This window comes from Allobosea sp. (genome assembly GCF_030695125.1).
Taxonomy (GTDB): domain Bacteria; phylum Pseudomonadota; class Alphaproteobacteria; order Rhizobiales; family Beijerinckiaceae; genus Allobosea.
The window spans coordinates 376,453-401,553 of sequence record NZ_JAUYTP010000029.1; the positions used below are offsets into that span (position 1 = coordinate 376,453).

The window sequence follows — 25,101 nt, forward strand, 5'->3', positions numbered from 1 at the left end:
GACAGTCATCCTGGGCGACCGAAGGTCGACCGGGATCCATCATAGGGCAGACAGGGCGCCCTATGATGGATCCCGGCCTGCGCCGCTGCGCGGCTTGTCCAGGATGACGGGCTTCGTTCAACCGCGAAGGAGGGCGCTAGATATCGATGAAGTGTCAGGCGCGATTCAGCCGTCGTTCTGACGCGCCAGCTGAAACCGCTCGAACCGCTCCAGCTCCGTTTCGATCAGCGCCTTCCGCTCCGGGCTCTCTTGCCCGTCGAGCCAGGTCCATTGCTGGATCAGGAGCCGCCCCGCCTGGCGGTCGGTCTTCAGGTCGAGCACAGCCACGACCGTATCGCCGATCAGCACGGGCAGGCCGAAATAGCCGAAGACGCGTTTTTCCTTCGGCAGATAGGCCTCGAAGGTGTGGGCATAGCCGAAGAACAGCTTTAGGCGCTTGCGCTGGATGATCAGCGGGTCGAACGGCGAGAGGATGTGGACGAGGTCGGGCTGCGGCGCCGCAGGTTCCGGCCCCCCGCGCGGCATCCAGTGCGGCACGGTCGAGTCTTCGACCGTCACCGGCAGCAGCTCCCCGCGCTTCACGCGAGCCTCGATCAGCTCCGCCACCGCCGCCTTGCTGGGCGCATCGAGATGGCAGATCGAGTCGAGGCTGACGACGCCTTGCGCGCGCAGCGCCCGGTCGAGCCTGTAGGCGGGGACCTGTCGTTCGGAGGCCGGAGTCGGGCGCTTGTCCCAGCCGAAATGCCGGTCCGTCAGTTCATAGGTCTTGAGCATGCCGGCGCGGGCCGCAATCACCAGGTCGCCATCGTAGAAGGCGCGCTCCAGCAGCCCCTTGGAGGGCTTCTTGCTCGCCCAGAGATGGGCCCTCTCGACCAGCACGTCGCTATCGATGTCGCGAATGGTCAGCGGCCCGTCCTTGCGGATGCGGGCGAGCAGCTTGCGCGCCTCCTCGCGCCCGCCGACGGCCGACCAGCGCCGCGGTTCGGCGCGATGCGCCTTCATCGCCCCGAGGAAGAAGCGGATGTCGCGCAGCGGCACATAGGAGAGCGCATGGGTCCAGTATTCGAAGACGCTCTTCTCCACCGACTGCGCCTGCGCCAGATGGCCCCGTTCATAGGCGGGGATGCGGCTGAACAGGATGTGGTGGTGGCAGCGCTCGATCACGTTGATCGTGTCGATCTGGACATAACCGAGATGCTCGACCGCCGCCCTCGTGGCCTGCGCCCCCGCACCGAAGGGCTCGCGCGTGTCGAGCCGCTGCGCCCGCAGCCAGAGGCGTCGCGCCTGTTGGCGCGAGAGGGTGATCGTCTTGGGCGGGCGGGGCGGCATGGCAGGCCTGTGCTGAGGCGTTCGGGGAATGCTGACGGAGTTTAGACCGCACCGTCCAGTCTTCTGTCAGCAGGCGCGCAGCCCCGGCGGCTGTCACGGCGGGAACAGCGGCCGCGCGCCAGCCTCCCTAACACTCGCATCCATCGGCGAAGCGGGTTCGCCGGCGCCCGGGATGCCGCCATGTTCCGCAAGACCCTCATCATGGCCCTGATCGTCCTGGTCTCGGGCGGCACGGTACTGGCGAAGGCCCCTCTGGACCCTGGCCGCGGCAAGACCTCCACCATGCGCCATGGTCTCGCCGAACAGACGGCACCCCAGCGCCTGCTGCGCTTCAAGGCGACGCGTGCCGTCCATCTGCGGACGGCGGAGATCGAGACGCTGCGGGTGGCGAGGGGGTGAGAGGCAGCCGCACGGCCGATGAAGCCGCTCCATGGCGCGCTGAACCGTCTTCATCCCTTCGTCGTCATCCTGGACCAGCGGCGCAGCCGCGCAGGCCGGGATCCATCATAAGGCGGCGTGTCTGCCCCATGATGGATCCCGGTCGACCTTCGGTCGCCCACGATGACGGCGCCGTTGTGCGAGATCCTCAGATGGCAGCCGCTGCGGCATCAAGCGCCGCTCGACAGCGCCTCCCGCAGCGCCTCGGGCGTCACCTCCGCCATCGCCATGGCCAGCTTGACGGCCTTTGTCTTCTCGCCGGGATTCATCACCAGGATCACCGTCTCGGTGCCGGGACAGGCGGGATCGGCGCAGAGGATTTCGTTGACCGCGATGGCGGCCGCCTCGGGCAGCCCGGCGATCTCCCGCACCAGCGCCTTGATCCGGCCGGCCTGCTCGGCGGCCTGCGCCTTGTCGGGGCCACCCTTGCCGAAGAGGCCCAGCCGCATCGCCGCGCTCTAGGCTGCCGGCAGGGTCAGCACGCCGGCCGCGCCGTCTTCCGTGCCGAATGCCAGGCGTTTGCCACCCTTGTCCCAGGCGAAGGCGGTGATGCCGCTATCGCGCAGCGCCGGGCGCACCAGCAGTTCGGAGGCGTCGGTCAGGCGGATCATCAGGATGCAGCCATCGTCATAGCCGACCGCCAGCACCAGCGCCTTGGGGTGAAAGGCGACGCGGGTGACCTTGGCGTGGCGGGCGCCGCATTCGCGCGGTGCCTTGCCCTGCGGCCCCTCGCCCTGGAACGGCCAGACGATCGCGGCATCGGCCCCGCTGGATGCCAGCCAGAGCCCATCATGCGACCAGGACAGCGAGCGCGGCTTGGCCGGATAGCCGGTCATCCTCATATGGCTCGGCTTGTCGCCGAGCCTCCAGCCATGCAGCGCGTTCTCCGGCATCGAGGAGACGACGAAGCGCCCGTCCGGCGACCACATCACGTCGAGATGGGCGCCCTTCCATTCCAGGAACTCGGGCTTCGCCTCGGTCGCCGGATACCAGAGGCTCACCCCGTTCATCTGGCCGATCGCGAGCCGAAAACCCTTCGGCGCGAAGACCAACCCCTGCGGCGTCGTGCCGACATCAAGCGACGTGACCCTGCCCTTGTCGTCGCGCGCATGGACGGTCTTGGCCGTGTTCCAGGCGATGCTGCCGGAGCCCGAGACCGTCACCGCGTCGACCCAGCGGCGTTTCTCGTCGCGGGCGATCTCGGTGGAGGCGCCATCGGCCGTCGTCGCCACCACGCGGCCGTCATCGCCGCCGGTGATCAGCCGCTCGCCATCGCTGCAGGTGCACAGGATGCCGCCGGCATGGACCTCGGTCGAGTCGAGGACGCCGTCGCTCCAGCGCAGCACGCGCCCGTCCGCGAGCGCGAGCGCCAGCGTCGATTTGAGCCAGTGGGCACCAACGACATGCGCCCCGGCCTCGACGGGGACGACATGCTGGCGCAGCGAGACGGGGGCGGTGGTCGTGTTCATGGGCAACGCTTTAGCTTCGACCGCGTGTTTGGCAAATCATTGTCATTCCGGGGCGGCCCAAAGGGTCGAACCCGGAATGACAGAGGGCTCACGCCGCGCAGGCTTCGAAACCCTGGCGCAGCTCGTTCTCGTTGAGGTCGCGCCCGATGAAGACGAGGCGCGAGGAGCGGGTCTCGCCGTCCTTCCAGTCGCGCTGGAGATCGCCGTCGAGGATCATGTGCACGCCCTGGAAGACGAAGCGGCGCGGCTCGCCCTTGAAGGCGAGGATGCCCTTGGAGCGCAGGATGTTGGGGCCCTGCGCCTGGGAGATGTCGTTGATCCAGGGCATGAACTTCTCGGGATCGACATCGCCGGGAATCGTGAACGACATCGAGCGCACCGCGTCGGAATGGTGGTGGTGATGCCCGGATTCGAGGAAGTCCGGCTCGATGTCGAGAATGCGGTCGAGATCGAAGGCGTTGCGGTCGAGCAGCTGGTCGATCGGCACGTCGCAGCGCGTCGTCTTGTGCAGCTTGGCATAGGGGTTGATGGCGCGGATCGCGGCCTCGACCGAGGCGAGTTCCTCCGCCGTCACGAGATCGACCTTGTTGAGGACGATGACGTCGGCGAAGGCGATCTGGTTCTTGGCTTCAGGCGCATCCTTCAGCCGGTCCCTGAGCCACTTCGCGTCGGTCACGGTGATGACGGCGTCGAGCTTGGTGGCGTCGCCGACATCCTGGTCGACGAAGAAGGTCTGCGCGACCGGGGCGGGATCGGCCAGGCCCGTCGTCTCGACGATAATCGCGTCGAACTTGCCCTTGCGCTTCATCAGCCCGTCGAGAATGCGGATCAGATCGCCGCGCACGGTGCAGCAGATGCAGCCATTGTTCATCTCGAAGACCTCCTCGTCGGCGCCGACGACGAGGTCGCCATCGATGCCGGCCTCGCCGAACTCGTTGACGATCACGGCGAATTTCTTGCCGTGGTCCTCGGTGAGGATGCGGTTCAGCAGCGTGGTCTTGCCGGCGCCCAGATAGCCGGTGAGCACGGTGACGGGGATTTTCTCGGACATGGTCGATCCTGCTTCACATAAGGTCCCGGCTGGACGCACAGCCGTAAGTCACACCCTCGCCCGTCATCCGGATGAAGCGAAGCGGAACTCCGGGATCCATCGTAGGGCGTCATTCTCGGGCTTGACCCGAGAATCTCATGACCAGCGAGCTGGTTTTCGAGATGGTCGGGTCAAGCCCGACCATGACGCAGTCCAAGGATCTCGGATCGGCGCTGCTTCGCAGCTTGTCCGGGATGACGATGTGGCTTTGGGATAGTCCTCAGGCCGGGCCGGCGGCGAGCGCCTTTTCGATCTGGCTTATATTGTGTTTCATCATCGCGATGTAAGTCCCGGCCGGGCCGGCCGCGTCGGAAAGCGCGTCGGAGTAGATCCGTCCGCCGAGCCTGGCGCCGCTTTCGCGCGCGATCTGCTCGACCAGCCGCGGATTGGTGACGTTCTCGAGGAACACGGCCGGCACCTTCTCGGCCTTCACCTGCCGGATGATGCGCCCGACATCCCGCGCCGAGGCCTCGGCCTCGGTCGAGACGCCCTGCGGCGCGATGAACTGGATGCCATAGGCCTTCACGAAATAACCGAAGGCGTCATGCGAGGTGATCGCCTTGCGGCGGTCAGCGGGAATGCGCGCAACGGCGGCGCGGATCTCGCCGTCCAGCGTCTCGAGCTGCGCCAGATAGCGCGTGGCATTGGCCTCGTAAGCCTCCTTGCCGGCCGGATCGACCTTCACCAGCGCGTCGCGGATATTGGCGACATAGATCCTGGCATTGGCGACGCTCTGCCAGGCATGCGGATCATCCTGGCCTGCATGGTTGTGGCCATGCTTGTCCTTCTTGCCATGGTCGTGATCGTCGGCTTCGTTCTGCAGCGGCGTGATGCCGCTCGTCGCAGTCGCAACGGTCGCCTTTGCGCCCGACGATTTGATCAGCCGGGTCATCCAGCCCTCGAACTTCAGCCCGTTGACGACGATCAGTTTGGCGCCTGCCATCGCCTTCGCATCCGCGGGTGTCGGCGAATAGACATGCGCATCGCCATTGGGCCCGACCAGCGTGGTCAGCACGACACGATCGCCACCGACCTCCTTCACGAAATCGCCGAGGATCGAGAAGCTCGCGACGACGGGCAGTTTTTCCTGGGCGATGGCGGCGATCGGGGCCTGGGCCAAGAGCAGCCCGGCGACGAAGGCGCCAATCAGGACGCGACGGTTCGGCATGGGAATCTCCAGCGAAGAATGAAACACTATAACATCACTACGCCTTGAGATGCGGGCGAGGCAAGAGGCGTCTCAGCAGCCCGCCCTGCGAGCCGATCAGAAGCGAACCGAGATAAAGGGCTCCCGCCGCGAGGATGATGGCGGGCCCCGCGGGCAGATTGCTGCCCGCCGAATAGGACACCACCAGCCCGGCATAGCCCGCGACCATGCCGAAGCCGCTGGCGAGCAGGATCAGCCGGGTGATGTCGGCGGTCCAGAAGCGTGCGGCCGCCGCCGGCAGCATCATCAGCCCGACAGCGAGCAGCGTGCCCAGCGCATGAAAGCCCGCGACCAGATTGAGCACGACCAGCGCCAGGAAGGTCAGATGCACGACGCCGCCCGAGCGGCTGACCGAGCGCAGGAAGCCCGGATCGACGCATTCCATCACCAGCGGCCGATAGAGCGCCGCCAGCGTCAGAAGGGACACAGTCGCGACGCCCGACAGCAGGATCAGCACGTCGTCGTCGAGCGCCAGCACATTGCCGAAGAGGACATGGAAGAGATCCACCGCCGAACCGCGCAGCGAGACGATGGTGACGCCCAGCGCCAGCGAGATCAGGTAGAAGGCGGCCAGCGACGCATCCTCCTTGATCACGGTGACACGCGCCACGGCGCCGGCCGCGAGCGCCACCGCAAAGCCCGCCGCGAGCCCGCCCAGCGTCATCGCCGGCAAAGAGAAGCCGGCGACGAGATAGCCGATCGCGGCACCGGGCAGGATGGCATGGGCCATGGCGTCGCCGGTCAGGCTCATCCGGCGCAGCATCAGGAACACGCCGATCGCGCCGCCCGACACCGACAGGGCGACGACGCCGACCAGCGCCCGGCGCATGAAATCGAACTCGGCGAAGGGGCCGATGAAGAGGTCGTAGAGCATGCGAGCCTGTGGTCAGTTCAAACGCGCCGTCGTCCCGGGCGGAGCGAAGCGCAGACCCGGGACCCATTCCGGAGCGCTGGCAGGAAGGGTTCCGGAATGGATCCCGGGTCTCCCTTCGGTCGCCCGGGATGACCCGGCATAGGATCTCTCAGAGACGACGGACGCGGATCAGGCTCACGCCGCGTCGCGCTCGCACGGAGCGGCGTGGCTGTCGAAGGCCTCGACCATGCGGCGCGCCTTCAGGAGATTGGCGGCGGTCAAGACCTCGCCGGTCTCGCCCCAGGCCACCGTCTCGCGCGCCAGCAGCAGCGTCTGCGGGAAGGCGCGGCGCACCGTCTCGATGTCGTGAAGCACCGCCACCACGGTGCGGCTCTCGCCATGCCAGCGCTGGACCAGGGCCAGAAGATCGGCGGTGGTGCGCGCATCGATCGCGGTGAAGGGCTCATCGAGCAGGATGATGTCGGCGTCCTGCAGCAGAAGGCGGGCAAACAGCGCCCGCTGCATCTGCCCGCCGGAGAGCGCGCCGATCGGCCGGCGCTCGAAGCCGGTCAGGCCGACCGCGGCGATGGCCGCCTCGATCTTGGCCGCAGCTCCACGGCCGATGCCGCCAAAGATGCCGGCGCTGTTCCACAATCCCATCGCGACGAGATCGTAGACATGGATCGGAAAGGAGCGGTCGAGCTCGGCCGATTGCGGCAGATAGGCCAGGCGCCGGCCGCGCGCGAGGGCAATGTCGCCGTCCAGCGGAGACAGCGCGCCAGCGATGCCCTTGAGCAGGGTCGACTTGCCGGCACCGTTGGGGCCGACGATGGCCGTCAGGCTGCCCGAGGCGATCTCGCCCGAGAGATGATGCACGGCTGGATGGCGGTCATAGCCCAGCGTCAGATCGGTGAGGCGGATGGCGGACACGGCAGACGTTCCCATCGTCACGCGATCACGGCGAAGGTCACCACCCAGAGCAGCGCGACGATGCCCGCAGCCAGCCCGACGCGCGCCGCCGCCGACAGGCGTAGCAGCGACCAGCCCGGAGTTTCCGGGACGGCGTGGGACATCGCGTGCGCGTGATCAAGATGGGCCATACGCGATGATATAATGTTACGCAGGCCGATGGGCAAGCGGACTGAGAGTGCGCGCGGGGCATCTGCCGGCACATTGCCCAACAGATTTAATGGCGTTACATATAATCGTGGATATCGTCTTCGACAGCGCCAAACGCGACGCCACGCTGCAGGAGCGCGGGCTGGATTTCGCCAGAGCCGCAGAAGTTTTCGCTGCCAAGACATTCACGCAGCCAGACCAGCGGATCGACTATGGCGAGGAGCGCTTCGTGACCGCAGGCCGGCTCGACGGTCAGATCGTTCGTCATGGTGTGGACTTGTCGTGGCAGCGCGCGCCGCATCATCAGTATGAGGAAAGCCAATGAGCGCGAACAAGCAAGATACCAAAGCCGCCTGGGTTGACCCCGACGACGCACCCGAACTGACGGATGAATGGTTTGATGGCGCGGATGTTCACGACGGCGGCGTGTTGACCCGACGCGGCCGGGGAAGGCCCAGGGTTGCAACACCCAAGCAGCAGATCACCTTGCGGCTCGATGCCGATATCATCGAACGCTTTCGCGCGACGGGCCCCGGCTGGCAGGCGCGGATCAACGAGGCGCTGCGCAAGGCGGGGTAAACAGCCTCAGAACGGCAGATACTGATACAGCCAGGTCTCGGTCAGGACCGTGTCGCCCGCCTTCATGAAGCAGCGCATCTCGACGGGGTCCTGGCCCTCCACCGTGAGGTCGAACTGCGCCCGCCAATGCCCGGGCACGTCGTTGGGCACGGCTTCGGCGAAGATGTAGGAAAACGACCCGCGCGAGGCCGAGAGCACGACCTCCGGCTTCACGCCGAAGGGGATGGCCTCCAGCGCCGGGCCCCTGAACTCGATCATGAATTTGCGCACGCCCTTGGGGCGGGTCGTGCCGGGCTGGCCGCCATTGCCGAGCCTCGTCGCGACGACGCGGCCGAGCGGCGTCGGGAACGGCTCGTCGGCGAGCCAGTGCAGCTTGTAGCGCAGGGCATAGGATGCGCCGGCCTTCGCCGGGCCGGCCGGCACCCACATCGCGACGATGTTGTCGTGGATCTCGTCGTCGGTCGGGATCTCGATCAGCTGGACGGCGCCCTTGCCCCAGGACCCTTGCGTCTCGACCCAGAGGCTCGGCCGGCGCTCGTAGAACACGCCGTCGAGGTAATGCCCGATTTCGCGATCGCGCTGCATCAGCCCGAAGCCGCGCGGGTTCTCGTCCATGAAGGAGGACACCATCGTCCGCGACGGGTTGTTGAGCGGCCGCAGAGCGCGCTCGCCCGTGCCGGTCCAAAGCGCGAGACCGTCGGAATCATGCACTTCGGGGCGCCAGTCGACCGCGGTCGCCTTGGCCTTCTCGGAGTACCAGTACATCGAGGTCAAAGGCGCGATGCCGAGCCGCTCCACGTCCTTGCGGAGATGGATCTCGGTCTCGATCTCCATCGTCACGCCTTTGCCGCGGTGCATGCGGAAGCGATAGGCGCCCGCCACGCTCGGCCCCGAGAGCAGCGCGTAGACCACGACATGCTCGGCGCCGGGCTGCGGCGTCTCCAGCCAGATATGGGTGAAGTCGGGAAATTCCTCGGCCTTGCCGCCGACAGCGGGGTCGATCGCCAGCCCGCGCGCCGAGAGGCCATACTGGTAGAGTTCGCCGATGGCGCGGAAATAGGAGGCACCGAGGAAGGCGACCCAGTCGTTCTTCTGCCAGTCGAGCTTCTCGCCCTTGCGGCCGGGATGTCCCGAGCGGCTCTCCTGGAAGCGGAAACCGGCAAAGCCCGCGCCCCGCGGCAGCTCGCGCGCCGGCGAATCCTGGGGCATCTCGAAATAGCTCTCGTCATAGACGATCTCGCGCGCCCGGCCGGCGTCGAGCACATGCATCCGCACCGGCTTCTGGAAGAAGCGGCCGAGATGGAAGAAGGTCACCGGCCAGGGCGAAGGCCCGTCCGCCCACAACGCCGTCTCCGGCTTGAAGCGGATCTTGCCATGGGCGTCGTAGTCGATCCGTTCCAGCACGTCGGGGCGCGGGCTCGGCGGCGCCTGATAGGGCCGCGACGCCATCTCGCGGGCGCGCGCCTTCAGGGCCTCGAAGCTGAACGCCTCGGTCTCGCCGAGACGCAGGCCCTGCTGCGCCAGCGCCTGCGGCGAAAAGCCGAGCGCGGCCAGCGCCGCTGTCGCACTGGCGCCGGCCAGCAGCAGGCGGCGGTCGGGGCGGGGCGGACGGGCGCTGGACTGCATGCGGGCGGGCTCGTTGGGCTGGAGGAGGAAACGACGGTCGCAGGAAATCGGGCTAGCCTGTCCCGATCGCAAGGGCAACCGGGCGGCGAATGTCTCTCGATGGACGGCAATCATGGCGAAAGCGTCACGCCAGACCGGCCTCCATCCGCGAAAGTCGCGGATCGCGGCTTTCAATTCGATGCCGGCGTGATTTACAAATGCAGCAAGACCGGTCTTTCCAGGCCGGCAGTTCATCGGGAGGTTTTCATGAAACAGTTCGTATCCGGCCGGCGACTCGCCGGCATCGCCACCGCGGCCCTGATCGCGCTCGCCCCGGCCAGCGCCCGCGCCCAGGACTTCATCAACGTGCTGACCGGCGGCACCTCGGGCGTCTACTACCCGCTCGGCGTCGCGCTCTCGAAAATCTACGGCGACAAGATCAAGAATGTCCGCCCGACCGTGCAGGCCACCAAGGCCTCGGTCGAGAACCTGCAGCTGCTCCAGCAGGGCAAGGGCGAGATCGCCTTCACGCTCGGCGATTCGCTCGCCGCAGCCTGGGCGGGTGACGAGGAGGCCGGCTTCAAGACCCCGCTGAAGAAGCTGCGCGGCATCACCGCGATCTACCCCAATTACATCCAGATCGTCGCGTCCAAGGACAGCGGCATCAAGACCCTGGCCGATCTCAAGGGCAAGCGCCTCTCGGTCGGCGCGCCGCGATCCGGCACCGAGCTCAACGCCCGCGCCGTTCTCACCGCCGCCGGCATGAGCTACAAGGACCTGAGCAAGGTGGAGTACCTGCCCTTCGCCGAATCGGTCGAGCTGATGAAGAACCGCCAGCTCGACGCCACGCTGCAATCGGCCGGCCTCGGTGTTGCCTCGCTGCGCGATCTCGCGACCTCGGTCGAGATCGTCGTCGTCGAAGTGCCGGCGGCCGCCGTCGAGAAGGCCGGCCCGCCCTTCGTCAAGGCCGCGATCCCGGCCAATACCTATACCGGCCAGACGACAGCGGTCCCCGCCGCGGCGGTGATGAACTACCTCGTGACCCATGAGGGCATGAAGGAAGAGACCGTCTACGAGATGACCAAGGCCATCTACGAAAACCTCGGCGATCTCGGCGCCGCCCACGCCGCCGCGCGCTCGATCAAGCTCGAAGGCGCGCTGGAGGGCATGCCGATCCCGCTGCATCCGGGCGCGGTGCGCTACTTCAAGGAAAAGGGCCTGAAGGTCGGCTCCTGAGCCGATCCTGCAGCCAATCTGACGGGCGGGGCCGGTTCATCCGGCCTCGCCTTTTCTCTGAGCGGAAGACGTGACCATGAGCAAAGACGAGACGCAGCCTCTGGCAGTGCCCGATATCGGCGGCGTTCACACGCAGTCGCCTGCGGTCATCGTCGATCCCGAGCATGGGCTTCCCCCCGGCTTCGGACCCGGCTGGCAGGGCCGGCTGCTGTTCTGGATCGCGGTCGCCTTCTCGCTCTTCCAGATCGCCACCGCCTTCAACGTCCCGCTCGACCACCGGCTCATTGGCATCACCCTGGTCGATGTCCTGCGCGCGACAATGGCGGTCTGGCTGGTCTGGATCGTCGTTCAGGCCGTCCGGTCACGGCCCTATCTCGGCATGCTGCTCGCCTGGATTCCCATCGTCGTCGTGGTCGAGCTTCTCGCCCGCTTCGGCGGCTCGCTGCCCAACCAGATCCTGCGGACGCTGCATGTCGGATTCCTCTGCCTGGTTGCCGGCGGTCTGCTGGCCCAGCACAAGAGCGAAACCACGACTGCCCGCATCCTGGCCTGGTCGCTCGCCGGCATCGGCTTCGTCATCGGGCTCTATCACTGGGCTCTCTATGAGGAACTCGTGGCGCGCGCCGGCGAGGTCACGCCGGCCGATCTCGTCGTCGGCATCAGCGCGATTGCCGTGCTCTTCATCATCTGCTGGCGTTTCATGGGGCCGGCCCTGCCGATCGTCTCGGGGCTTTTCCTGGCCTATTGCCTGTTCGGGCAATGGCTGCCGGCGCCGCTGAACCATCGCGGCTATTCGCTCGAACAGGTGATCGAGCACATGGCCTTCGGCACGGAGGGCCTCTACGCCACCCCGACCGGGGTTTCGGCCACCTTCATCTTCCTGTTCATCCTGTTCGGGTCCTTCCTGGAGCGGGCCGGCATGATCCAGCTCTTCACCGACATCGCCATGGGGCTGTTCGGCAGCGCCCGCGGCGGACCGGCCAAGGTCGCCGTCTTCTCATCGGCGATGATGGGCACGATCTCGGGGTCGGGCGTGGCGAACGTCGTCTCGACCGGCCAGTTCACCATTCCGCTGATGAAGCGTTTCGGCTACCGCGCCGCCTTCGCCGGCGGCGTCGAGGCCACCGCCTCGATGGGCGGGCAGATCATGCCGCCTGTGATGGGCGCGGTCGCCTTCATCATGGCCGAGACGATCGACGTGCCCTATGCCGAAATCGTCCAGGCGGCGATCGTGCCGGCGATCCTCTACTACACGGCGGCCTTCCTCGCCGTGCATCTGGAAGCCGGAAAGCGCGGGCTGGTCGGCCTGCCGCGCGAGGAATTGCCGAGCGCCAGCAAGGCGCTGGCGACGAAATGGTACCTGATCCTGCCGCTGGCGGTGCTCGTCTACCTGCTCTTCTCCGGCTACACACCGCTCTTCTCCGGCTCGGTCGGCCTGGCGCTCACCGTGGTGCTGATCCTGGGCGGCTCGCTGGCGCTGGGGATCGGGCCGATCGCGCTGCGGGTGCTGTTCTGGGTCGGACTCGGCCTGCTCTGCGCCTTCTTCTTCTGGTACGGCATCCTGGTCATGGTCGGGGTGGTGCTGCTGCTCATCCTCGCCAGCCTGATGACGCGGGGCGGCGCCGAGACGGTCGCCGCGTGCCGCGAGGCGCTCGCCGACGGTGCGCGCCAGGCTATCCCGGTCGGCGTCGCCTGCGCCGTGGTCGGCATCGTCATCGGCACGATGACGCTGACCGGCGTCGGCACGATCTTCGGCAACGCGGTCGTCGCGGTCGGCGAGAAGTCGCTGTTCCTGGCGCTGGTGCTGACCATGATCGTCAGCCTGATCCTCGGCATGGGCATCCCGACGATCCCCAACTACATCATCACCTCCTCGATCGCCGCGCCGATCCTGCTCAAACTCGGCGTGCCGCTGATCGTCAGCCACATGTTCGTGTTCTATTTCGGCATCATGGCGGACCTGACGCCGCCTGTGGCGCTGGCCGCCTTCGCGGCGGCGCCCATCGCCAAGGAATCCGGCTTCAAGATCTCGTTCCAGGCCGTGAAGATCGCCATGGCCGGCTTCGTCATCCCGTTCATGGCGGTCTACGACCCCGCCCTGATGCTGCAGCCGGTGCAGGGCGTCACGGGCTTCGCCTATGTGGTGGGCGCAGCCTACATCATCGGCAAGGCGCTCCTGGCGATCACGCTCTGGGGCGCGGCGACGATCGGCTTCCTGAAGCGCGACATGGCGGTGTGGGAGCGGCTGCTCGCGGCCGCCGCAGCGGGCTCGCTGGTGACGGCGCTGCCGATCACCGACGAGATCGGCTTCGGCCTGGCCGCACTCCTGATCGGCCTGCATCTCTGGCGCGCCCGGACGGCAGAGCGCGTCGCCGCATGAGCCGGGCCCGGGCATGAGCTTGTCGCGCAGATGAGCCTCTGCCTGGCGGCCGGCGCTCTCATGGTGTCGCTGGGCGCGGGCGAGATCACGCTCGCCTGGCGTCATTCGGTTCAGAAAACGCTGTGGGAGGAGGTCTGGCGGGACACGCCCGCCGGGCTCGTGATGACGGAGGCGCGCATCCAGGGCTCGGGCGCCGGCATGGAGGCGCCGCCGGAGGCTAAGCTCATCGAGGGGTTCTGGCGCTGGAGGCCGGCACTCCCGCCCCAAAGCGAGATCGTCATGCGCCGCTCGGGCGCCACTGCCGATTGGCAGGTCTGTGTGCCTGGCGCCTGCCGGCCGATGGGGGACTATCTCCCGCCTGAAGCCGATCCGGTGGTTCTGAAGCGCTGCTCCTGAGGGCCTGCCCCTGAAGGCTCAGCCGCCTTCGGTCAGCCGCTCGACCTTGATCACGCGGCGCATCAGATTGAGCATTCCATAAGCCGCGAAGCCCGAGAACACTGCCATCAGCGCATAGCTGATGATCGGACCGAGCTCGAACAGACCCGCCAGCGCCCAGCCCGAAGCCAGCGCGACGCCGAAGAGTTCGACGGCGATCAGGATGCCCAGCGAAACCACCATGATCAGGTTGCGCCAGTTGGTGCGCCTTGCGGCCATGTCGTCAGTCCTCGGTCGTGGCGCGCGGGAGATGCCACTTTTCGGGCGCAAGCTCTAGCGAAGCCGGCTCCAGCATGCAACAAAATCGCGCCGTCCGGCTGAAATGGTTGCTCCCGCCAAGCTTGAAAAGACCCTGATGATCGATACGCCTGTCTTCGGTTCGGCAGCCTGCGCCGCGCCCCACCATCTCGCCTCGGAAGCCGGGCGCGCCATTCTCGCCGAGGGCGGCAACGCCATCGAGGCGATGGTTGCGATGGCCGCGACCATCTCGGTCGTCTACCCCCATATGAACGCGATCGGCGGCGACGGTTTCTGGCTGGTCCACGAGCCCGGCGGCAAGATCCACGCGATCGAAGCCTGCGGGTCGGCCGGAGCGCTCGCCACCATCGATCGCTACCGCGAGAAAGGCTACGACGTCATCCCCCAGCGCGGGCCGGACTCGGCGCTGACGGTCGCGGGCGCGGTCAGTGGCTGGGAGGCGGCGCTGTCGCTCTCGACGGCGCTCGGCGGCCGCATGCCGCTGAAGGATCTGCTGGCCGACGCCATCCGCCACTGCGACGAAGGCTATGAGGTTTCGCCCTCCGAACTGCGGACCTGGCCGCAGCAGGTCGAGGCGGTGAAGGAGGCGATCGGTTTCAGCGACTTCTTCTGGCCGGGCGGGGAGCAGCCCAAGGCGGGTGCGCGGCGCAAGCCCGAAGCGCTCGGCGCGACCTTCCGCCAGCTCGCCGATGCCGGCCTGTCCGATTTCTACCGTGGCGATATCGGCCGCGAGATCGCCGCCGATCTCGACAGGATCGGCGCACCCGTGACCCGCGCGGATTTGCAGGCGTACCGGGCCCGCATCGTTCCCCCGCTCTCGATCAGGCTGCCGGGGTTGAGCGTTTACAACTGCGCCCCGCCGACCCAAGGGGTGGCGGCACTGATGATCCTTGGCATCTTCGAGAAGCTCGGCGTCGCCCGCGCCGAGGGTTTCGACCACCATCACGGTCTGGTCGAGGCGACCAAGCGCGCGTTTGCGATCAGGGACAGGATCGTCACCGACCCGGCCTTCGCGACGGTGGATCCCGAGAGCGTCCTGACCGACGCTGTCTTCGCCCGCGAGGCCGCCGCGATCGACCGGAAGCGCGCCGCCGCCTGGCCGTTCAAGACCGGCGAGGGCGACACGGTCTGGATGGGCGCGATCGACGGCTCGGGCCTGGCCGTCTCCTATATCCAGTCGATCTACTGGGAATATGGCTCGGGCTGCATCCTGCCGCGCACCGGCATCAACTGGCAAAACCGCGGCGTCTCCTTCTCGCTCGACGCCAAGGCGCTGAACCCGCTGCAGCCGGGCCGCAAGCCGTTCCATACGCTGAACCCGGCGCTTGCCCGCTTCGACGACGGCCGCATCATGTCCTATGGCGCGATGGGCGGCGACGGCCAGCCCCAGTTCCAGGCTCAGATCCTGTCGCGCTACCGCCTCGGCCAGAGCCCAGCGGCCGCCGTCGACGCGCCGCGCTGGCTCTTCGGCCGGACCTGGGGCGCGGGCTCGCTCTCGCTCAAGCTCGAAAGCCGCTTCGACCCGATGCTGCTCGCCCGCCTGACCGGCGCCGGGCATCCGGTCGAGGAGTATTCGGAAGCCTATTCCGACCAGTTCGGTCATGCGGGCATGCTGGTCAAGCACCCGAAGGGCCATGTCGAGGCGACGCATGATCCGCGCTCCGACGGTGATGCCAAGGGCTGCTAAGGGGTGACCACCATGCTCGTCGACGATCCGTTCCGCTGCTTCGTTCCCTATCCGCAGGCGCCCGTGAAACACGCGCCGACCGGCCCGCTCGCGGGGCTGACGCTGGCGGTGAAGGACCTCTACGACGTCAAGGGCTACCCGACAGGGGCCGGCTCGCCGCTCGTCCTCGCCCAGTCCGGCATCAAGACCAAGACCGCGCCGGTGGTGAAGGCGCTGCTCGAGGCCGGCGCCCGCTTCGTCGGCAAGACCCATACCGACGAGCTCGCTTTCTCGCTGAACGGCAAGAACGCGCATTTCGGCTCCCCCATCAATCCGGCGGCGCCGGATCGCATCACCGGCGGCTCCTCCTCGGGCTCAGCGGCGGCCGTCGCCGGGCGGCTCGCCGATATCGGGCTCGGCTCCGACACGGGCGGCTCCGTGCGGGCGCCCGCCAGCTATTGCGGCCTCTTCGGCATCCGCCCGAGCCATGGCCGGATCTCGCTGAAGCGGGCCTGGCCGCTGGCCGACTCGTTCGACACCGCGGGCTGGTTCGCGCGGGACGGCGAGGTCTTCGCCCGCGTCGGCGAGGTGCTGCTCGGCAAGGACAAGCTCGCCTTGCCGGTGACCCCGCGGCTGCTGCTGGCCGACGACCTCTTCGCCCAGGCCGTCCCGGAGGCGGAGACGATCCTGCGCAACGTCGTCCAGCGCATCGTGCCGCAGCTCGGCGAGCCCGAGACGGTGAAGGCGGTGCGCGATCTCGATGCGCTGTACTGGGCCTTCCGCTGGCTGCAGGGCCGCGAGGCCTGGGCGGCCGACGGCGCGCTGATCGAACGCCTGGCCATGCCGCTGGGGCCCGGCGTGACCGAGCGCTTCGCCTTCTCCAAGGCGATCACCGATGCCGACCACGCCAAGGGCGAGGCCGTCCGCAAGGCCTTCCGCACGCGGCTGGCCAAGCTGCTCGGCCAGGACGGGGTGCTGATCCTGCCGACCGTGCCCGACATCGCCCCGCTCGTCAGCGCGCCGGAAGACCAGCTCGACGATTTCCGCAACCGCGCGCTGCGCCTGCTCTGCCTCGGCGGCCTCTCGGGCTTTCCGCAGGTGACGGTGCCGGTCGCACGGCGCGAGGGTGCTCCGCTGGGCCTGTCGCTGCTCGGGCCGAAGGGCTCGGACAAGTCGCTGATCGCCTTCGCCACGACCTTCGAGCGCGCCGCGCGGGTGCGGATCGCCTGATGGTCCGGACGGGAGAAAGCCCATGAGCGGCGACCACCATCACGACCACGATCACGACAACCACTTCACCCCGATCGAGGCGCGGGTGAAGGCGCTGGAATCGCTGATGGTGGCGAAGGGTTATGTCGATCCGGCCGCGCTCGACGTCATCGTCGACATCTATGAGACCAAGATCGGCCCGCGCAACGGCGCCCGCGTCGTGGCGCGCGCCTGGACTGATCCCGCCTTCGCGGCGCGGCTGAAGGCGGACGGCACGGCGGCCGTCGCCGAGCTCGGCTTCGGCGGGCGCGGCGGCGAGCACACCGTCGCCTGCTTCAACACCCCGCAAGAGCACAACCTGATCGTCTGCACGCTGTGCTCCTGCTATCCGTGGCCGCTGCTCGGCCTGCCGCCGGTCTGGTACAAATCCCCGCCCTATCGATCCAAGGCGGTGCTCGACCCGCGCGGCACGCTCGCCGATTTCGGACTGACGCTGCCGCAAGGCCAGCGCATCCGCGTCTGGGATTCGACCGCCGAGACGCGCTTCCTCGTCATACCCATGCGCCCGGCCGGGACCGAGGGCTGGTCGGAGGAGAAGCTCGCTTCCATCGTCAACCGCGATGCGATGATCGGCACCGGGCTGCCGCGGGTGCAAGATGCTGACGGGGAGACTGCGTCATGAACGGCGCCCAGGACCTCGGCGGGCAGATGGGCTTCGGCCCCGTGCGCCCCGAAACTGACGAGCCGATCTTCCATGCAGACTGGGAGAAGCGCGTTCTGGCGATCAATGTCGCGGCCGGCGCCATGGGCGCCTGGACGATCGATGGCATCCGCGCCGCCCGCGAGAGCCTGCCGCCGGCGCAGTATCTCTCCTCCTCCTATTACGAGATCTGGCTCGCCGGGCTGAACCGGATGCTGGTCGAGAAGGGCTTTGTCACGCCCGAGGAGCTGGAGCAGGGCCAGCCGCTCGCACCGGCGAAGACGCCCAAGCGCGTCCTCAAGGGCGAGGAGGTCGCCAACGTTCTGCGCCGCGGCTTCCCCTATGAGCGCGAGGCGGAGGCCCCGGCGCGCTTCGCCGTCGGCGATGCGGTCCGCACCATCATGATGCACCCGCAGCACCACACCCGCCTGCCGCGCTATGCCCGCGGCAAGGCCGGCGTGATCGAGCGGATCACCGGCTGCCATGTCTTCCCCGACACCGGCGCGCAGGGGCTGCCCGAGACGGCGCAATGGCTCTACACGGTCGTCTTCAGCGGCCCCGAACTCTGGGGCCGCGACGCCGACCCGACATCATCGGTCTCGATCGAGGCCTGGGAGAGCTATCTTGAACCGGCCTGACGCAAACCACGCAGTCGCGCTCGCCGCCGACACGCCGATCCCGCGCGATGCCGACGGCCCGGTCTTCGCCGAGCCCTGGCAGGCTATGGTCTTCGCGCTCGTCGTGCAGTTGCAGGAGCGCGGAATCTTCACGGCCGAGGAATGGGCGCAGGCGCTCGGCACTGAGATCCGCGAGGCGCTGGCCAAAGGCGGCTGCCGCGACGGCTCTGATTATTACGAGCGCTGGTGCGAGGCGCTGGAGCACCTGCTCATCGAGAAGGGCCTCGCCTCGCATGACGGCATCGACAGCCTGGCGGCGTCATGGGCGCGGGCAGCCGAGGCGACGCCGCATGGACGGCCGATCCTGATCGAGAACGATCCGCAGCCCCCTCAGTCCTCATCCTGAGGAGCTGCGAAGCAGCGTCTCGAAGGATGCTCCAGGAGGCCCCGGTCACATCTGGAACATCCTTCGAGACGCAAGCCTGCCGGCTTGCTCCTCAGGATGAGGGCTGGAGTGGGACGGATCGCCCGGTTACGCCACCCCGAGCGACAAGAGATCATGCACATGCACGAGCCCGACCGGCCGCTGATCTGAATCGGCGACGATCAGCGCGGTGATGCGCAGCCGGTTGACCATCTCCAGCGCCTCGCCCGCCAGCGCGTCGGGCGCGATGCGGCGGGGGTTGGCGCTCATCACGTCCCGCGCCCGCTGGGCAAGACCGCCGCCCATCAGCTTGCGGCGCAGATCGCCATCGGTGACGACGCCGGCCAGCGCTCCATCCGCATCGATCACGATGGCGCAGCCGAAGCCCTTGGCCGAGATCATCGCGACCACGTCGGCCACCGCGGCGTCGAGCCCCACGATCGGCAGCGCCGCATCGCGATGCATGATGCTGGCGACCGTCTTGAGCTGCGCGCCGAGCTTGCCGCCGGGGTGGTAAACGAAGAAATCCTGCCGCGAGAAGCCGCGCGCCTCGAGCAGCGCCACCGCCAGCGCATCGCCCAACGCCATCTGCATCGTCGTCGAGGTGGTCGGCGCGAGCCCGTTCGGGCAGGCTTCCTCCGCCTTCGGCAGGAGCAGCGTCACATCCGCCTCGCGGCCGAGCGCGCTGTCGGCATTGGCGGTGATCGCGATCAGGCCGACCCGGAAGCGCCGCGTATGCGCGACGATGGCGGCAAGCTCCGCCGTCTCGCCCGACCAGGACAGCGCGATGACGACGTCATTGGGCTGCACCATGCCGAGATCGCCATGGCTGGCCTCGGCCGGGTGGACGAAATGCGCGGGCGTACCGGTCGAGGCCAGGGTCGCAGCGATCTTGCGCCCGACATGGCCGGACTTGCCCATGCCGGAGACGACGACGCGCCCGCCCGCGGCCTGGATCATCGCGACGGCGGCGCCGAAGGGCTCGCCCAGGCCATTGCCGAGCGCGGCGTGGAGCGTGTCGAGCCCGGCGCGCTCGGTGGCGATGGTGCGGAGCGCGGAGGCGCGGATATCGGCTGTCATGGCGCGCGCTCTAGCACAGGGAACGCCCGGCTTGCCAGCATCGGCCCTCGGACCCGCCATGCGTTGACGCCCCGTTAACCGCATTCGTTCTAAATCCGTTAACCATGCGCGCTCTCCCGGGCGCGCCGAAGAGCTCATGCCTGGAGCGATCGAGCCCCGTGTTTGCCCGCGCCCCCCTGCTTCTGACCAGCGTCGCCGCCGCCAGCCTCGTGCTGGCGACGACCGTCGTGTCGGCGCAGCAGGCACGCCGAACCCCATTGCGCCCGACCGTTCCCGCCTATGTCGCCCAGCAGCCGCCCCGGGAGCAGCGGGTTGTCCCCGCGACGCCCGATTCGGTCGGCGATCCCGCCGCCCTGATCCAGAACCAGCCTTCGGCGATTTCACGCACGGCTCCGGCCAATGCCAGCCGCTCCGTCAGATCAAGCGGCGTGCGCGGCGTCACGCAGCGCCAGTTCCGGCCGCCGCAGCCGACGGTCACCGGCCTGCCGCCCGCCACGCCGCCTCCGCCGCCGGTTCGCCGCAGCGCGACGGTTCCGGAAGACCCCTATGCCCCGCTTGGCCTCAGGGTCGGCAGCGTGGTGCTGCGCCCCGCGCTCACCAACGGCGTCGGCTATGACACCAACCCGCAGCGCACCGCCGGATCGACCCGCAAAGGCTCGCCCTTCAGCCGGCATGACGGCGAGGTCGAAGTCCAGTCGGACTGGAACGTGCATGAGCTGACGGGCCGGCTGCGCGCCGGCTACAGCGAGTTCTACCGCGACCGCGAAGCCTCCCGCCCCGATGGCGAGGGCAATCTCCAGCTCCGGCTCGACGCGTCCCGCGACACCCGCATCCTGCTCGAAACCCGGGCCCGGCTCGACACGCAGCGCCCCGGCTCGCCGGACCTGACAGCCGCCGTCGTCGGCCGTCCGCTGGTCTATCAGTACGGCGCCTCGGCGGGCGTCACGCATGACATCAACCGCCTGCAGATGACGCTGCGCGGCTCGGTCGACCGCAGCGACTATGAGGATGGCAAGCTGAGCAATGGCGGCATCGTCAGCCAGCGCGACCGCAACCAGACCCAATACGGCCTGCGCCTGCGCGCAGCTTACGAGGTGACGCCGGGCTTCAGGCCCTTCGTCCAGGGCGAGGTCGACACCCGCGAATTCGACGAGGCGGTCGATTCGAGCGGCTACCGGCGCTCCTCGGACGGCGTCACCGGCCGCGTCGGCTCGACCTTCGAGATCAGCCGCCAGCTCACCGGCGAGGTCTCGGCCGGCTACCAGAACCGCAAATACGACGACAGCCGGCTGCGCAACCTGAAAGGGTTCGTCGGCGACGCCGCGATCCTGTGGTCGCCGACGCCCTTGACCACCGTGACCCTGCGCGGCACCGCCGAACTCGGCGACACCACCGTCGCGGGCTCCTCGGGCACCACGGCGCGGCGCGCCTCGCTGGAGATCGCCCATGCGCTGCGCCGCAACCTCATCGTCATCGGCTTCGGCAGCTTCAACCGCACCGAATATGAAGGGCAGAACCTGCGCGAGGATTCATCGACGATCGGCGCCCGGGTCGAATACAGGCTGACGCGGACCTTCGCGGTGCGCGCGAGCTTCACCCATGAGCGGCTGAATTCGAGCGCGCAGGGCTCCGACTATACGGCCAATGTCGCGCAGGTGGGCTTGAGGGTGCAGTTCTGACCACCCGCATCATTCCCGGGCTTGACCCGAGAATCTCGGAAACCAGCGCCCTCCGGTCATGAGATGGTCGGGTCAAGCCCGACCATGACGCGGAAGCCCCGCTACTCCATCCCTTCCAGTTCGATGATCATCCCCTCAATCATCGTCAGGCCGATCTGCCAGAAGGCGGGATCGCGCGCGTCGAGCCCGAAGGGCGCCAGCAGTTCGGCATGGTGCTTGGTTCCGCCCGCCGAGAGCAGGGCGAAATAGCGCTCCTGGAAGCCCTCCGCCGCGTTCTGGTAGACGCCGTAGAGCGAGTTCACCAGGCAATCACCGAAGGCATAGGCGTAGACGTAGAAGGGCGAATGGATGAAGTGCGGGATGTAGCACCAGAACGGCTCGTAGTCGGGGCCGAGCCGGATCGCGGGCCCCAGGCTTTCCGCCTGAACGCTCATCCACAGTTCGCACAAAGCCTCGGCGGTCAGCTCGCCCGATTTGCGCGCCTCATGCACCTTCCGTTCGAAGGAGTAGAACGCGATCTGGCGCACGACCGTGTTGATCATGTCCTCGACCTTGGCGGCCAGCATCGCCTTGCGCTGCTTGGGGTCCTGCGTGCCGTCGAGCAGCCGCCGGAAGGTCAGCATTTCCCCGAAGACGCTCGCGGTCTCGGCCAGCGTCAGCGGCGTCGGCGCCATCAGCGCGCCATTGGGCGCGGCCAGCACCTGATGCACGCCATGGCCGAGTTCATGGGCGAGCGTCATCACGTCGCGCGGCTTGCCCTGGTAATTCACCAGGACATAAGGATGCGCGGAGGGCACCGTCGGGTGAGCGAAGGCGCCCGGCGCCTTGCCCGGGCGCACCGGCGCGTCGATCCATTTCTCGTCGAAGAAGCGCCGGGCGATGTCGGCCATCTCAGGCGAGAAGGCGCCATAGGCGTCGAGCACCGTGTCGCGCGCCTCCGTCCAGGGGATGGTGCGCTGCTCGACCTTCGGCAGCGGCGCGTTGCGGTCCCAGAAATCCAGCGCCTCGCGCCCGAACCATTTGGCCTTCAGCTTGTAGTAGCGGTGCGACAGCCGCGGATAGGCGTCCCGCACGGCGGTGACCAGCGCGTCCACCACCTCGCGCTCGACGCGGTTGGCGAGATGGCGCGAATCCGCGACATCCTCGAACTTGCGCCAGCGGTCGGAGATTTCCTTGTCCTTGGCGAGCGTGTTGGTGATCAGCGCGAAGATGCGCAGATTGGCGCGGAAGACCTCGCTCAGCGCCTCGGCCGCGGCCTTGCGCACCGCGCCGTCGGTATCCTGCAGCTTGTTCAGCGTCAGTTCGAGCGTCAGCTCCTCGCCGCCCATCCGGAAGCGCAGGGAGGCGATGGTCTCGTCGAAGAGCCGGTTCCAGGCGGCGTGCCCGGTCATCGACTTCTCGTGGAACAGCGCCTCGATCCGGTCCTCCAGCTGGTGCGGCTTGTCCTTGGCCAGATCCGCCAGCCAGGGCTGCCAGTGCGACAGCGGCCCCTGCGCGGCGATGTTCGCCAGCAGCGCCGGGTCGATGCGGTTGAGTTCGAGCTCGAAGAACAGCAGCTCCGTCACCGCCGCGTTGAGCTTGTCCTGCGTGTCGCCATAGAACTTGGCGCGCTGCGGATCGGTGGTGTCGCCGGCATAGACCAGGCCCGCATAGGCGCCGATCCGCCCCAGCAGATCGCTGAGCCCCTCGAAAGCCTTGACCGCCTCGGCCAGCATCGCGCCGGCCTCTCCATGCTCGGCCAGCGTGCCGAGCTTGCCGCGATAGAGCGAGGCGAAGCTCTGCGATTCGCTGAGCGCCCGGTCGAGATCGGCCTGCAGGGCCGCCGAATCCATCGCGGGATAGAGATGGCTCAAATCCCATTCGGGCAGGGGGCCGAGCGCCTTGGCGGTGGCCGCCGCCGTCGCGGCGGCGCTGGCGTGCATCGGCCTGTCGAACGCAATCGTCATCTGATGGATCCCCTCGCGGACATGGCGGGCTTTGTACTCATATGCGCGGGGCGGGTGAGCGGATCAACGCCGCTGTGCGACCGATCGTGTCGCGAGCGCGCGCTTAAGCGCCGCTTAACCGTTCTGGCCGAGGATGCCCCAGAACGGAACAGCGATTCCCGCCGTGAATCGTCTCGGTTCCGCATTGCCTGCCTATCGAGGTGTCATGACCGCCACCGTCCTCGTCGTTGACGACGATCCCGTCCAGCGCCGCCTGCTCGACGCCATGCTCAAGCGTTCCGGCTACGACGTCGTCGCCGCCGAGACCGGACACGCCGCCATCCAGCTTCTGGCCGGCCCCGAAGGCGACCGCTTCGACGCCATCGTGCTCGATCTCGTCATGCCCGAGCTCGACGGCATGGGCGTTCTCGCCGCTTTGCGCGAGCGCGGCATCGAGACGCCGGTCATCGTGCAGACGGCCAATGGCTCGATCGAGACCGTGGTCCAGGCGATGCGCGCCGGGGCGATCGACTTCGTCGTCAAGCCGGTCGGCGCCGAGCGCCTCCAGATCTCGCTCAAGAACGCGCTCAAGCTCGGCGCGCTGGAACATGAGCTGCGCCATATCAAGCGGCGCGCCTCCGGCACGCTCGGCTTCCGCGACCTCGCGACCAAGAGCGCCGACATGGCACGCGTCGTGCGCCTGGCCGAGCGCGCTGCCAAATCCAACATCCCGATCCTCGTCGAAGGCGAATCCGGCGTCGGCAAGGAGGTGCTGGCGCGTGCGATCCAGGGCTCCAGCGACCGCAAGGGCAAGCCCTTCGTCACGGTCAACTGCGGCGCGATCCCGCATAATCTGGTCGAATCGATCCTGTTCGGGCATGAGAAGGGCGCCTTCACCGGCGCCACCGAACGCCATATCGGCAAGTTCGTCGAAGCCAGCGGCGGCACGCTCTTCCTCGACGAGGTCGGCGAACTGCCGCTCGACGCGCAGGTGAAGCTGCTGCGCGCCATCCAGGAAGGCGAGGTCGATCCCGTCGGGGCCAAGAAGTCGGTGCGCGTCGACATCCGCATCATCTCGGCGACCAACAAGAGCCTGCTCGATCAGGTCAAGGCCGGCGAATTCCGCGAGGACCTCTATTACCGCCTCAATGTCTTCCCGATCACGCTGCCGCCGCTGCGCCAGCGCCGCGAGGACATCGCCGATCTGGCGCGCGGCTTTCTCGCCCGCTTCGCCGCCGAGGAGGGCAAGAAGCTGCGCGGAATCAGCGCCGAGGCGCTCGCCCTGATCAGCGGCTATGATTGGCCGGGCAATGTCCGCCAGCTCGAGAACGCGATGTTCCGCGCCGTGGTGCTGGCCGACGGCGATGAACTCACCATCGCCGAATTCCCGCAGATCGCCGCGCAGATGGAGGGCTACGACGTCCGCATTCCGCCTGCGCCGGCTCTGGGTCCCGCGGAAGCGCGCAACGACACGCCGCGCATCATCCAGATGCCGGTGCGCGACCCCAACGCGCTCGATCTCGTCGCCGGCTCCGACATGCGCACCCTCGACGACCTCGAGCGCGAGATCATCAAATTCGCGCTGGCGCATTACCGCGGCCACATGTCCGAGATCTCGCGCAAGCTCGGCATCGGCCGCTCGACCCTCTATCGCAAGCTCAAGGATTACGGGCTGATCGAGGCCGAAGCGTCCGCGGATGAAACCGACGCGGCCTGAGCCGCGACGAACCGAATGGCGGCGCCTGTTGCGCTGCCGCATCTTGTCGAAACAGCCCGAGTCACGCAGGAATGCGGCTCTCGGCT

At 67.9% G+C, this 25,101-nt stretch carries 25 protein-coding genes; 13 read left to right on the top strand and 12 right to left on the bottom strand.

What is annotated here, in order from left to right; genetic code table 11:
• Window positions 1-165: 165 nt before the first annotated feature.
• Complete coding sequence (locus Q8S38_RS10220; RefSeq protein WP_305680310.1) at window positions 166-1,329, bottom strand: winged helix-turn-helix domain-containing protein; 1,164 nt, start codon at window positions 1,327-1,329, stop codon at window positions 166-168.
• A 180-nt stretch (window positions 1,330-1,509) separates the two neighbouring features.
• Here Q8S38_RS10220 and Q8S38_RS10225 point away from each other — a divergent pair, with 180 nt between their 5' ends.
• Complete coding sequence (locus Q8S38_RS10225) at window positions 1,510-1,728, top strand: hypothetical protein (protein ID WP_305680311.1); 219 nt, start codon at window positions 1,510-1,512, stop codon at window positions 1,726-1,728.
• Between the two features lie 209 nt (window positions 1,729-1,937).
• Here the strand turns inward: Q8S38_RS10225 and Q8S38_RS10230 are convergent, their stop codons facing one another.
• The 7 genes from Q8S38_RS10230 to Q8S38_RS10260 all read right to left on the bottom strand — a co-directional run bounded on the left by Q8S38_RS10230 (window position 1,938) and on the right by Q8S38_RS10260 (window position 7,459).
• Window positions 1,938-2,216 carry a hypothetical protein gene (locus Q8S38_RS10230; protein WP_305680312.1) on the bottom strand — a complete coding sequence of 93 codons (279 nt, stop codon included), beginning with the start codon at window positions 2,214-2,216 and terminating at the stop codon, window positions 1,938-1,940.
• A 9-nt stretch (window positions 2,217-2,225) separates the two neighbouring features.
• On the bottom strand, window positions 2,226-3,236 hold the full coding sequence (locus Q8S38_RS10235) for a WD40 repeat domain-containing protein (protein ID WP_305680313.1): 1,011 nt from the start codon (window positions 3,234-3,236) through the stop codon (window positions 2,226-2,228).
• A gap of 88 nt (window positions 3,237-3,324) precedes the next feature.
• Window positions 3,325-4,287, bottom strand: coding sequence for a CobW family GTP-binding protein (locus Q8S38_RS10240; RefSeq protein WP_305680314.1), 963 nt, complete (start codon window positions 4,285-4,287; stop codon window positions 3,325-3,327).
• Window positions 4,288-4,546: 259 nt separating this feature from the next.
• Window positions 4,547-5,494: a metal ABC transporter substrate-binding protein gene (locus Q8S38_RS10245; RefSeq protein ID WP_305680315.1), complete on the bottom strand. Its 948-nt coding sequence runs from the start codon at window positions 5,492-5,494 to the stop codon at window positions 4,547-4,549.
• Between the two features lie 37 nt (window positions 5,495-5,531).
• Window positions 5,532-6,407 carry a metal ABC transporter permease gene (locus Q8S38_RS10250; RefSeq protein WP_305680316.1) on the bottom strand — a complete coding sequence of 292 codons (876 nt, stop codon included), beginning with the start codon at window positions 6,405-6,407 and terminating at the stop codon, window positions 5,532-5,534.
• A 174-nt stretch (window positions 6,408-6,581) separates the two neighbouring features.
• Window positions 6,582-7,331: a zinc ABC transporter ATP-binding protein AztA gene (gene aztA / locus Q8S38_RS10255; RefSeq protein WP_305680317.1), complete on the bottom strand. Its 750-nt coding sequence runs from the start codon at window positions 7,329-7,331 to the stop codon at window positions 6,582-6,584.
• Between the two features lie 2 nt (window positions 7,332-7,333).
• A complete protein-coding gene (locus Q8S38_RS10260) occupies window positions 7,334-7,459 on the bottom strand; it encodes a hypothetical protein (RefSeq protein WP_305680318.1) in 126 nt (41 codons plus the stop codon).
• A 134-nt stretch (window positions 7,460-7,593) separates the two neighbouring features.
• On the opposite strand from Q8S38_RS10260, the gene Q8S38_RS10265 reads away from it, so the two are divergent.
• Together Q8S38_RS10265 and Q8S38_RS10270 are read left to right on the top strand one after the other, a co-directional pair.
• Window positions 7,594-7,830 (top strand): BrnT family toxin, encoded by a 237-nt coding sequence (locus Q8S38_RS10265; RefSeq protein ID WP_305680319.1) that lies wholly within the window; start codon window positions 7,594-7,596, stop codon window positions 7,828-7,830.
• Window positions 7,827-8,084, top strand: coding sequence for a BrnA antitoxin family protein (locus Q8S38_RS10270; RefSeq protein ID WP_305680320.1), 258 nt, complete (start codon window positions 7,827-7,829; stop codon window positions 8,082-8,084). The genes Q8S38_RS10265 and Q8S38_RS10270 overlap by 4 nt, the downstream gene beginning before the upstream one ends.
• A gap of 6 nt (window positions 8,085-8,090) precedes the next feature.
• On the opposite strand, the gene Q8S38_RS10275 is transcribed toward Q8S38_RS10270, so the two are convergent.
• Complete coding sequence (locus Q8S38_RS10275) at window positions 8,091-9,710, bottom strand: OpgD/OpgG family glucan biosynthesis protein (protein ID WP_305680321.1); 1,620 nt, start codon at window positions 9,708-9,710, stop codon at window positions 8,091-8,093.
• 246 nt (window positions 9,711-9,956) lie between these two features.
• Between Q8S38_RS10275 and Q8S38_RS10280 the strand changes: the two genes are divergently transcribed.
• The 3 genes from Q8S38_RS10280 (at window position 9,957) to Q8S38_RS10290 (ending at window position 13,701) form a co-directional block, all read left to right on the top strand.
• Complete coding sequence (locus tag Q8S38_RS10280; RefSeq protein ID WP_305680322.1) at window positions 9,957-10,925, top strand: TAXI family TRAP transporter solute-binding subunit; 969 nt, start codon at window positions 9,957-9,959, stop codon at window positions 10,923-10,925.
• Between the two features lie 76 nt (window positions 10,926-11,001).
• Entirely contained in the window at window positions 11,002-13,305 is a 2,304-nt protein-coding gene (locus Q8S38_RS10285) for a TRAP transporter permease (RefSeq protein WP_305680323.1), read from the top strand.
• A gap of 30 nt (window positions 13,306-13,335) precedes the next feature.
• A complete protein-coding gene (locus Q8S38_RS10290) occupies window positions 13,336-13,701 on the top strand; it encodes a DUF1850 domain-containing protein (RefSeq protein ID WP_305680324.1) in 366 nt (121 codons plus the stop codon).
• Window positions 13,702-13,719: 18 nt separating this feature from the next.
• Here the strand turns inward: Q8S38_RS10290 and Q8S38_RS10295 are convergent, their stop codons facing one another.
• The gene (locus Q8S38_RS10295) at window positions 13,720-13,959 is read right to left on the bottom strand and encodes a hypothetical protein (RefSeq protein ID WP_305680325.1); all 240 of its coding nucleotides are present in this window, start codon (window positions 13,957-13,959) and stop codon (window positions 13,720-13,722) included.
• A gap of 136 nt (window positions 13,960-14,095) precedes the next feature.
• Between Q8S38_RS10295 and Q8S38_RS10300 the strand changes: the two genes are divergently transcribed.
• From Q8S38_RS10300 to Q8S38_RS10320, 5 genes are read left to right on the top strand one after another with little or no spacing between them, the layout of a single operon-like run.
• On the top strand, window positions 14,096-15,685 hold the full coding sequence (locus tag Q8S38_RS10300) for a gamma-glutamyltransferase family protein (protein WP_305680326.1): 1,590 nt from the start codon (window positions 14,096-14,098) through the stop codon (window positions 15,683-15,685).
• Window positions 15,686-15,697: 12 nt separating this feature from the next.
• Complete coding sequence (locus Q8S38_RS10305) at window positions 15,698-16,894, top strand: amidase (RefSeq protein WP_069056832.1); 1,197 nt, start codon at window positions 15,698-15,700, stop codon at window positions 16,892-16,894.
• A 22-nt stretch (window positions 16,895-16,916) separates the two neighbouring features.
• Window positions 16,917-17,555, top strand: a complete 639-nt coding sequence (nthA, locus tag Q8S38_RS10310) for a nitrile hydratase subunit alpha (RefSeq protein ID WP_305680327.1) — start codon at window positions 16,917-16,919, stop codon at window positions 17,553-17,555.
• On the top strand, window positions 17,552-18,211 hold the full coding sequence (gene nthB, locus Q8S38_RS10315; protein WP_305680328.1) for a nitrile hydratase subunit beta: 660 nt from the start codon (window positions 17,552-17,554) through the stop codon (window positions 18,209-18,211). The genes nthA and nthB overlap by 4 nt, the downstream gene beginning before the upstream one ends.
• Complete coding sequence (locus tag Q8S38_RS10320) at window positions 18,198-18,596, top strand: nitrile hydratase accessory protein (RefSeq protein WP_305680329.1); 399 nt, start codon at window positions 18,198-18,200, stop codon at window positions 18,594-18,596. The genes nthB and Q8S38_RS10320 overlap by 14 nt, the downstream gene beginning before the upstream one ends.
• Before the next feature lie 126 nt (window positions 18,597-18,722).
• On the opposite strand, the gene Q8S38_RS10325 is transcribed toward Q8S38_RS10320, so the two are convergent.
• On the bottom strand, window positions 18,723-19,694 hold the full coding sequence (locus tag Q8S38_RS10325; RefSeq protein ID WP_305680330.1) for a KpsF/GutQ family sugar-phosphate isomerase: 972 nt from the start codon (window positions 19,692-19,694) through the stop codon (window positions 18,723-18,725).
• 158 nt (window positions 19,695-19,852) lie between these two features.
• On the opposite strand from Q8S38_RS10325, the gene Q8S38_RS10330 reads away from it, so the two are divergent.
• The gene (locus tag Q8S38_RS10330) at window positions 19,853-21,373 is read left to right on the top strand and encodes an outer membrane beta-barrel protein (protein WP_305680331.1); all 1,521 of its coding nucleotides are present in this window, start codon (window positions 19,853-19,855) and stop codon (window positions 21,371-21,373) included.
• A 101-nt stretch (window positions 21,374-21,474) separates the two neighbouring features.
• Here Q8S38_RS10330 and Q8S38_RS10335 read toward each other — a convergent pair whose 3' ends face one another.
• Complete coding sequence (locus Q8S38_RS10335) at window positions 21,475-23,319, bottom strand: M3 family oligoendopeptidase (protein WP_371125863.1); 1,845 nt, start codon at window positions 23,317-23,319, stop codon at window positions 21,475-21,477.
• Window positions 23,320-23,524: 205 nt separating this feature from the next.
• On the opposite strand from Q8S38_RS10335, the gene Q8S38_RS10340 reads away from it, so the two are divergent.
• The gene (locus Q8S38_RS10340; protein ID WP_305680332.1) at window positions 23,525-25,015 is read left to right on the top strand and encodes a sigma-54-dependent transcriptional regulator; all 1,491 of its coding nucleotides are present in this window, start codon (window positions 23,525-23,527) and stop codon (window positions 25,013-25,015) included.
• Window positions 25,016-25,101: the final 86 nt, after the last annotated feature.

What these genes read in the sequence shown, in the direction of transcription:
- Q8S38_RS10220 (WP_305680310.1), bottom strand. Translation starts at nt 1,329, where the DNA reads ATGCCGCCCCGCCCGCCCAAGACGATCACCCTCTCGCGCCAACAGGCG.
- Q8S38_RS10225 (WP_305680311.1), top strand. Translation starts at nt 1,510, where the DNA reads ATGTTCCGCAAGACCCTCATCATGGCCCTGATCGTCCTGGTCTCGGGC.
- Q8S38_RS10230 (WP_305680312.1), bottom strand. Translation starts at nt 2,216, where the DNA reads ATGCGGCTGGGCCTCTTCGGCAAGGGTGGCCCCGACAAGGCGCAGGCC.
- Q8S38_RS10235 (WP_305680313.1), bottom strand. Translation starts at nt 3,236, where the DNA reads ATGAACACGACCACCGCCCCCGTCTCGCTGCGCCAGCATGTCGTCCCC.
- Q8S38_RS10240 (WP_305680314.1), bottom strand. Translation starts at nt 4,287, where the DNA reads ATGTCCGAGAAAATCCCCGTCACCGTGCTCACCGGCTATCTGGGCGCC.
- Q8S38_RS10245 (WP_305680315.1), bottom strand. Translation starts at nt 5,494, where the DNA reads ATGCCGAACCGTCGCGTCCTGATTGGCGCCTTCGTCGCCGGGCTGCTC.
- Q8S38_RS10250 (WP_305680316.1), bottom strand. Translation starts at nt 6,407, where the DNA reads ATGCTCTACGACCTCTTCATCGGCCCCTTCGCCGAGTTCGATTTCATG.
- aztA (WP_305680317.1), bottom strand. Translation starts at nt 7,331, where the DNA reads ATGGGAACGTCTGCCGTGTCCGCCATCCGCCTCACCGATCTGACGCTG.
- Q8S38_RS10260 (WP_305680318.1), bottom strand. Translation starts at nt 7,459, where the DNA reads ATGTCCCACGCCGTCCCGGAAACTCCGGGCTGGTCGCTGCTACGCCTG.
- Q8S38_RS10270 (WP_305680320.1), top strand. Translation starts at nt 7,827, where the DNA reads ATGAGCGCGAACAAGCAAGATACCAAAGCCGCCTGGGTTGACCCCGAC.
- Q8S38_RS10275 (WP_305680321.1), bottom strand. Translation starts at nt 9,710, where the DNA reads ATGCAGTCCAGCGCCCGTCCGCCCCGCCCCGACCGCCGCCTGCTGCTG.
- Q8S38_RS10280 (WP_305680322.1), top strand. Translation starts at nt 9,957, where the DNA reads ATGAAACAGTTCGTATCCGGCCGGCGACTCGCCGGCATCGCCACCGCG.
- Q8S38_RS10285 (WP_305680323.1), top strand. Translation starts at nt 11,002, where the DNA reads ATGAGCAAAGACGAGACGCAGCCTCTGGCAGTGCCCGATATCGGCGGC.
- Q8S38_RS10290 (WP_305680324.1), top strand. Translation starts at nt 13,336, where the DNA reads ATGAGCCTCTGCCTGGCGGCCGGCGCTCTCATGGTGTCGCTGGGCGCG.
- Q8S38_RS10295 (WP_305680325.1), bottom strand. Translation starts at nt 13,959, where the DNA reads ATGGCCGCAAGGCGCACCAACTGGCGCAACCTGATCATGGTGGTTTCG.
- Q8S38_RS10300 (WP_305680326.1), top strand. Translation starts at nt 14,096, where the DNA reads ATGATCGATACGCCTGTCTTCGGTTCGGCAGCCTGCGCCGCGCCCCAC.
- Q8S38_RS10305 (WP_069056832.1), top strand. Translation starts at nt 15,698, where the DNA reads ATGCTCGTCGACGATCCGTTCCGCTGCTTCGTTCCCTATCCGCAGGCG.
- nthA (WP_305680327.1), top strand. Translation starts at nt 16,917, where the DNA reads ATGAGCGGCGACCACCATCACGACCACGATCACGACAACCACTTCACC.
- nthB (WP_305680328.1), top strand. Translation starts at nt 17,552, where the DNA reads ATGAACGGCGCCCAGGACCTCGGCGGGCAGATGGGCTTCGGCCCCGTG.
- Q8S38_RS10325 (WP_305680330.1), bottom strand. Translation starts at nt 19,694, where the DNA reads ATGACAGCCGATATCCGCGCCTCCGCGCTCCGCACCATCGCCACCGAG.
- Q8S38_RS10335 (WP_371125863.1), bottom strand. Translation starts at nt 23,319, where the DNA reads ATGACGATTGCGTTCGACAGGCCGATGCACGCCAGCGCCGCCGCGACG.
- Q8S38_RS10340 (WP_305680332.1), top strand. Translation starts at nt 23,525, where the DNA reads ATGACCGCCACCGTCCTCGTCGTTGACGACGATCCCGTCCAGCGCCGC.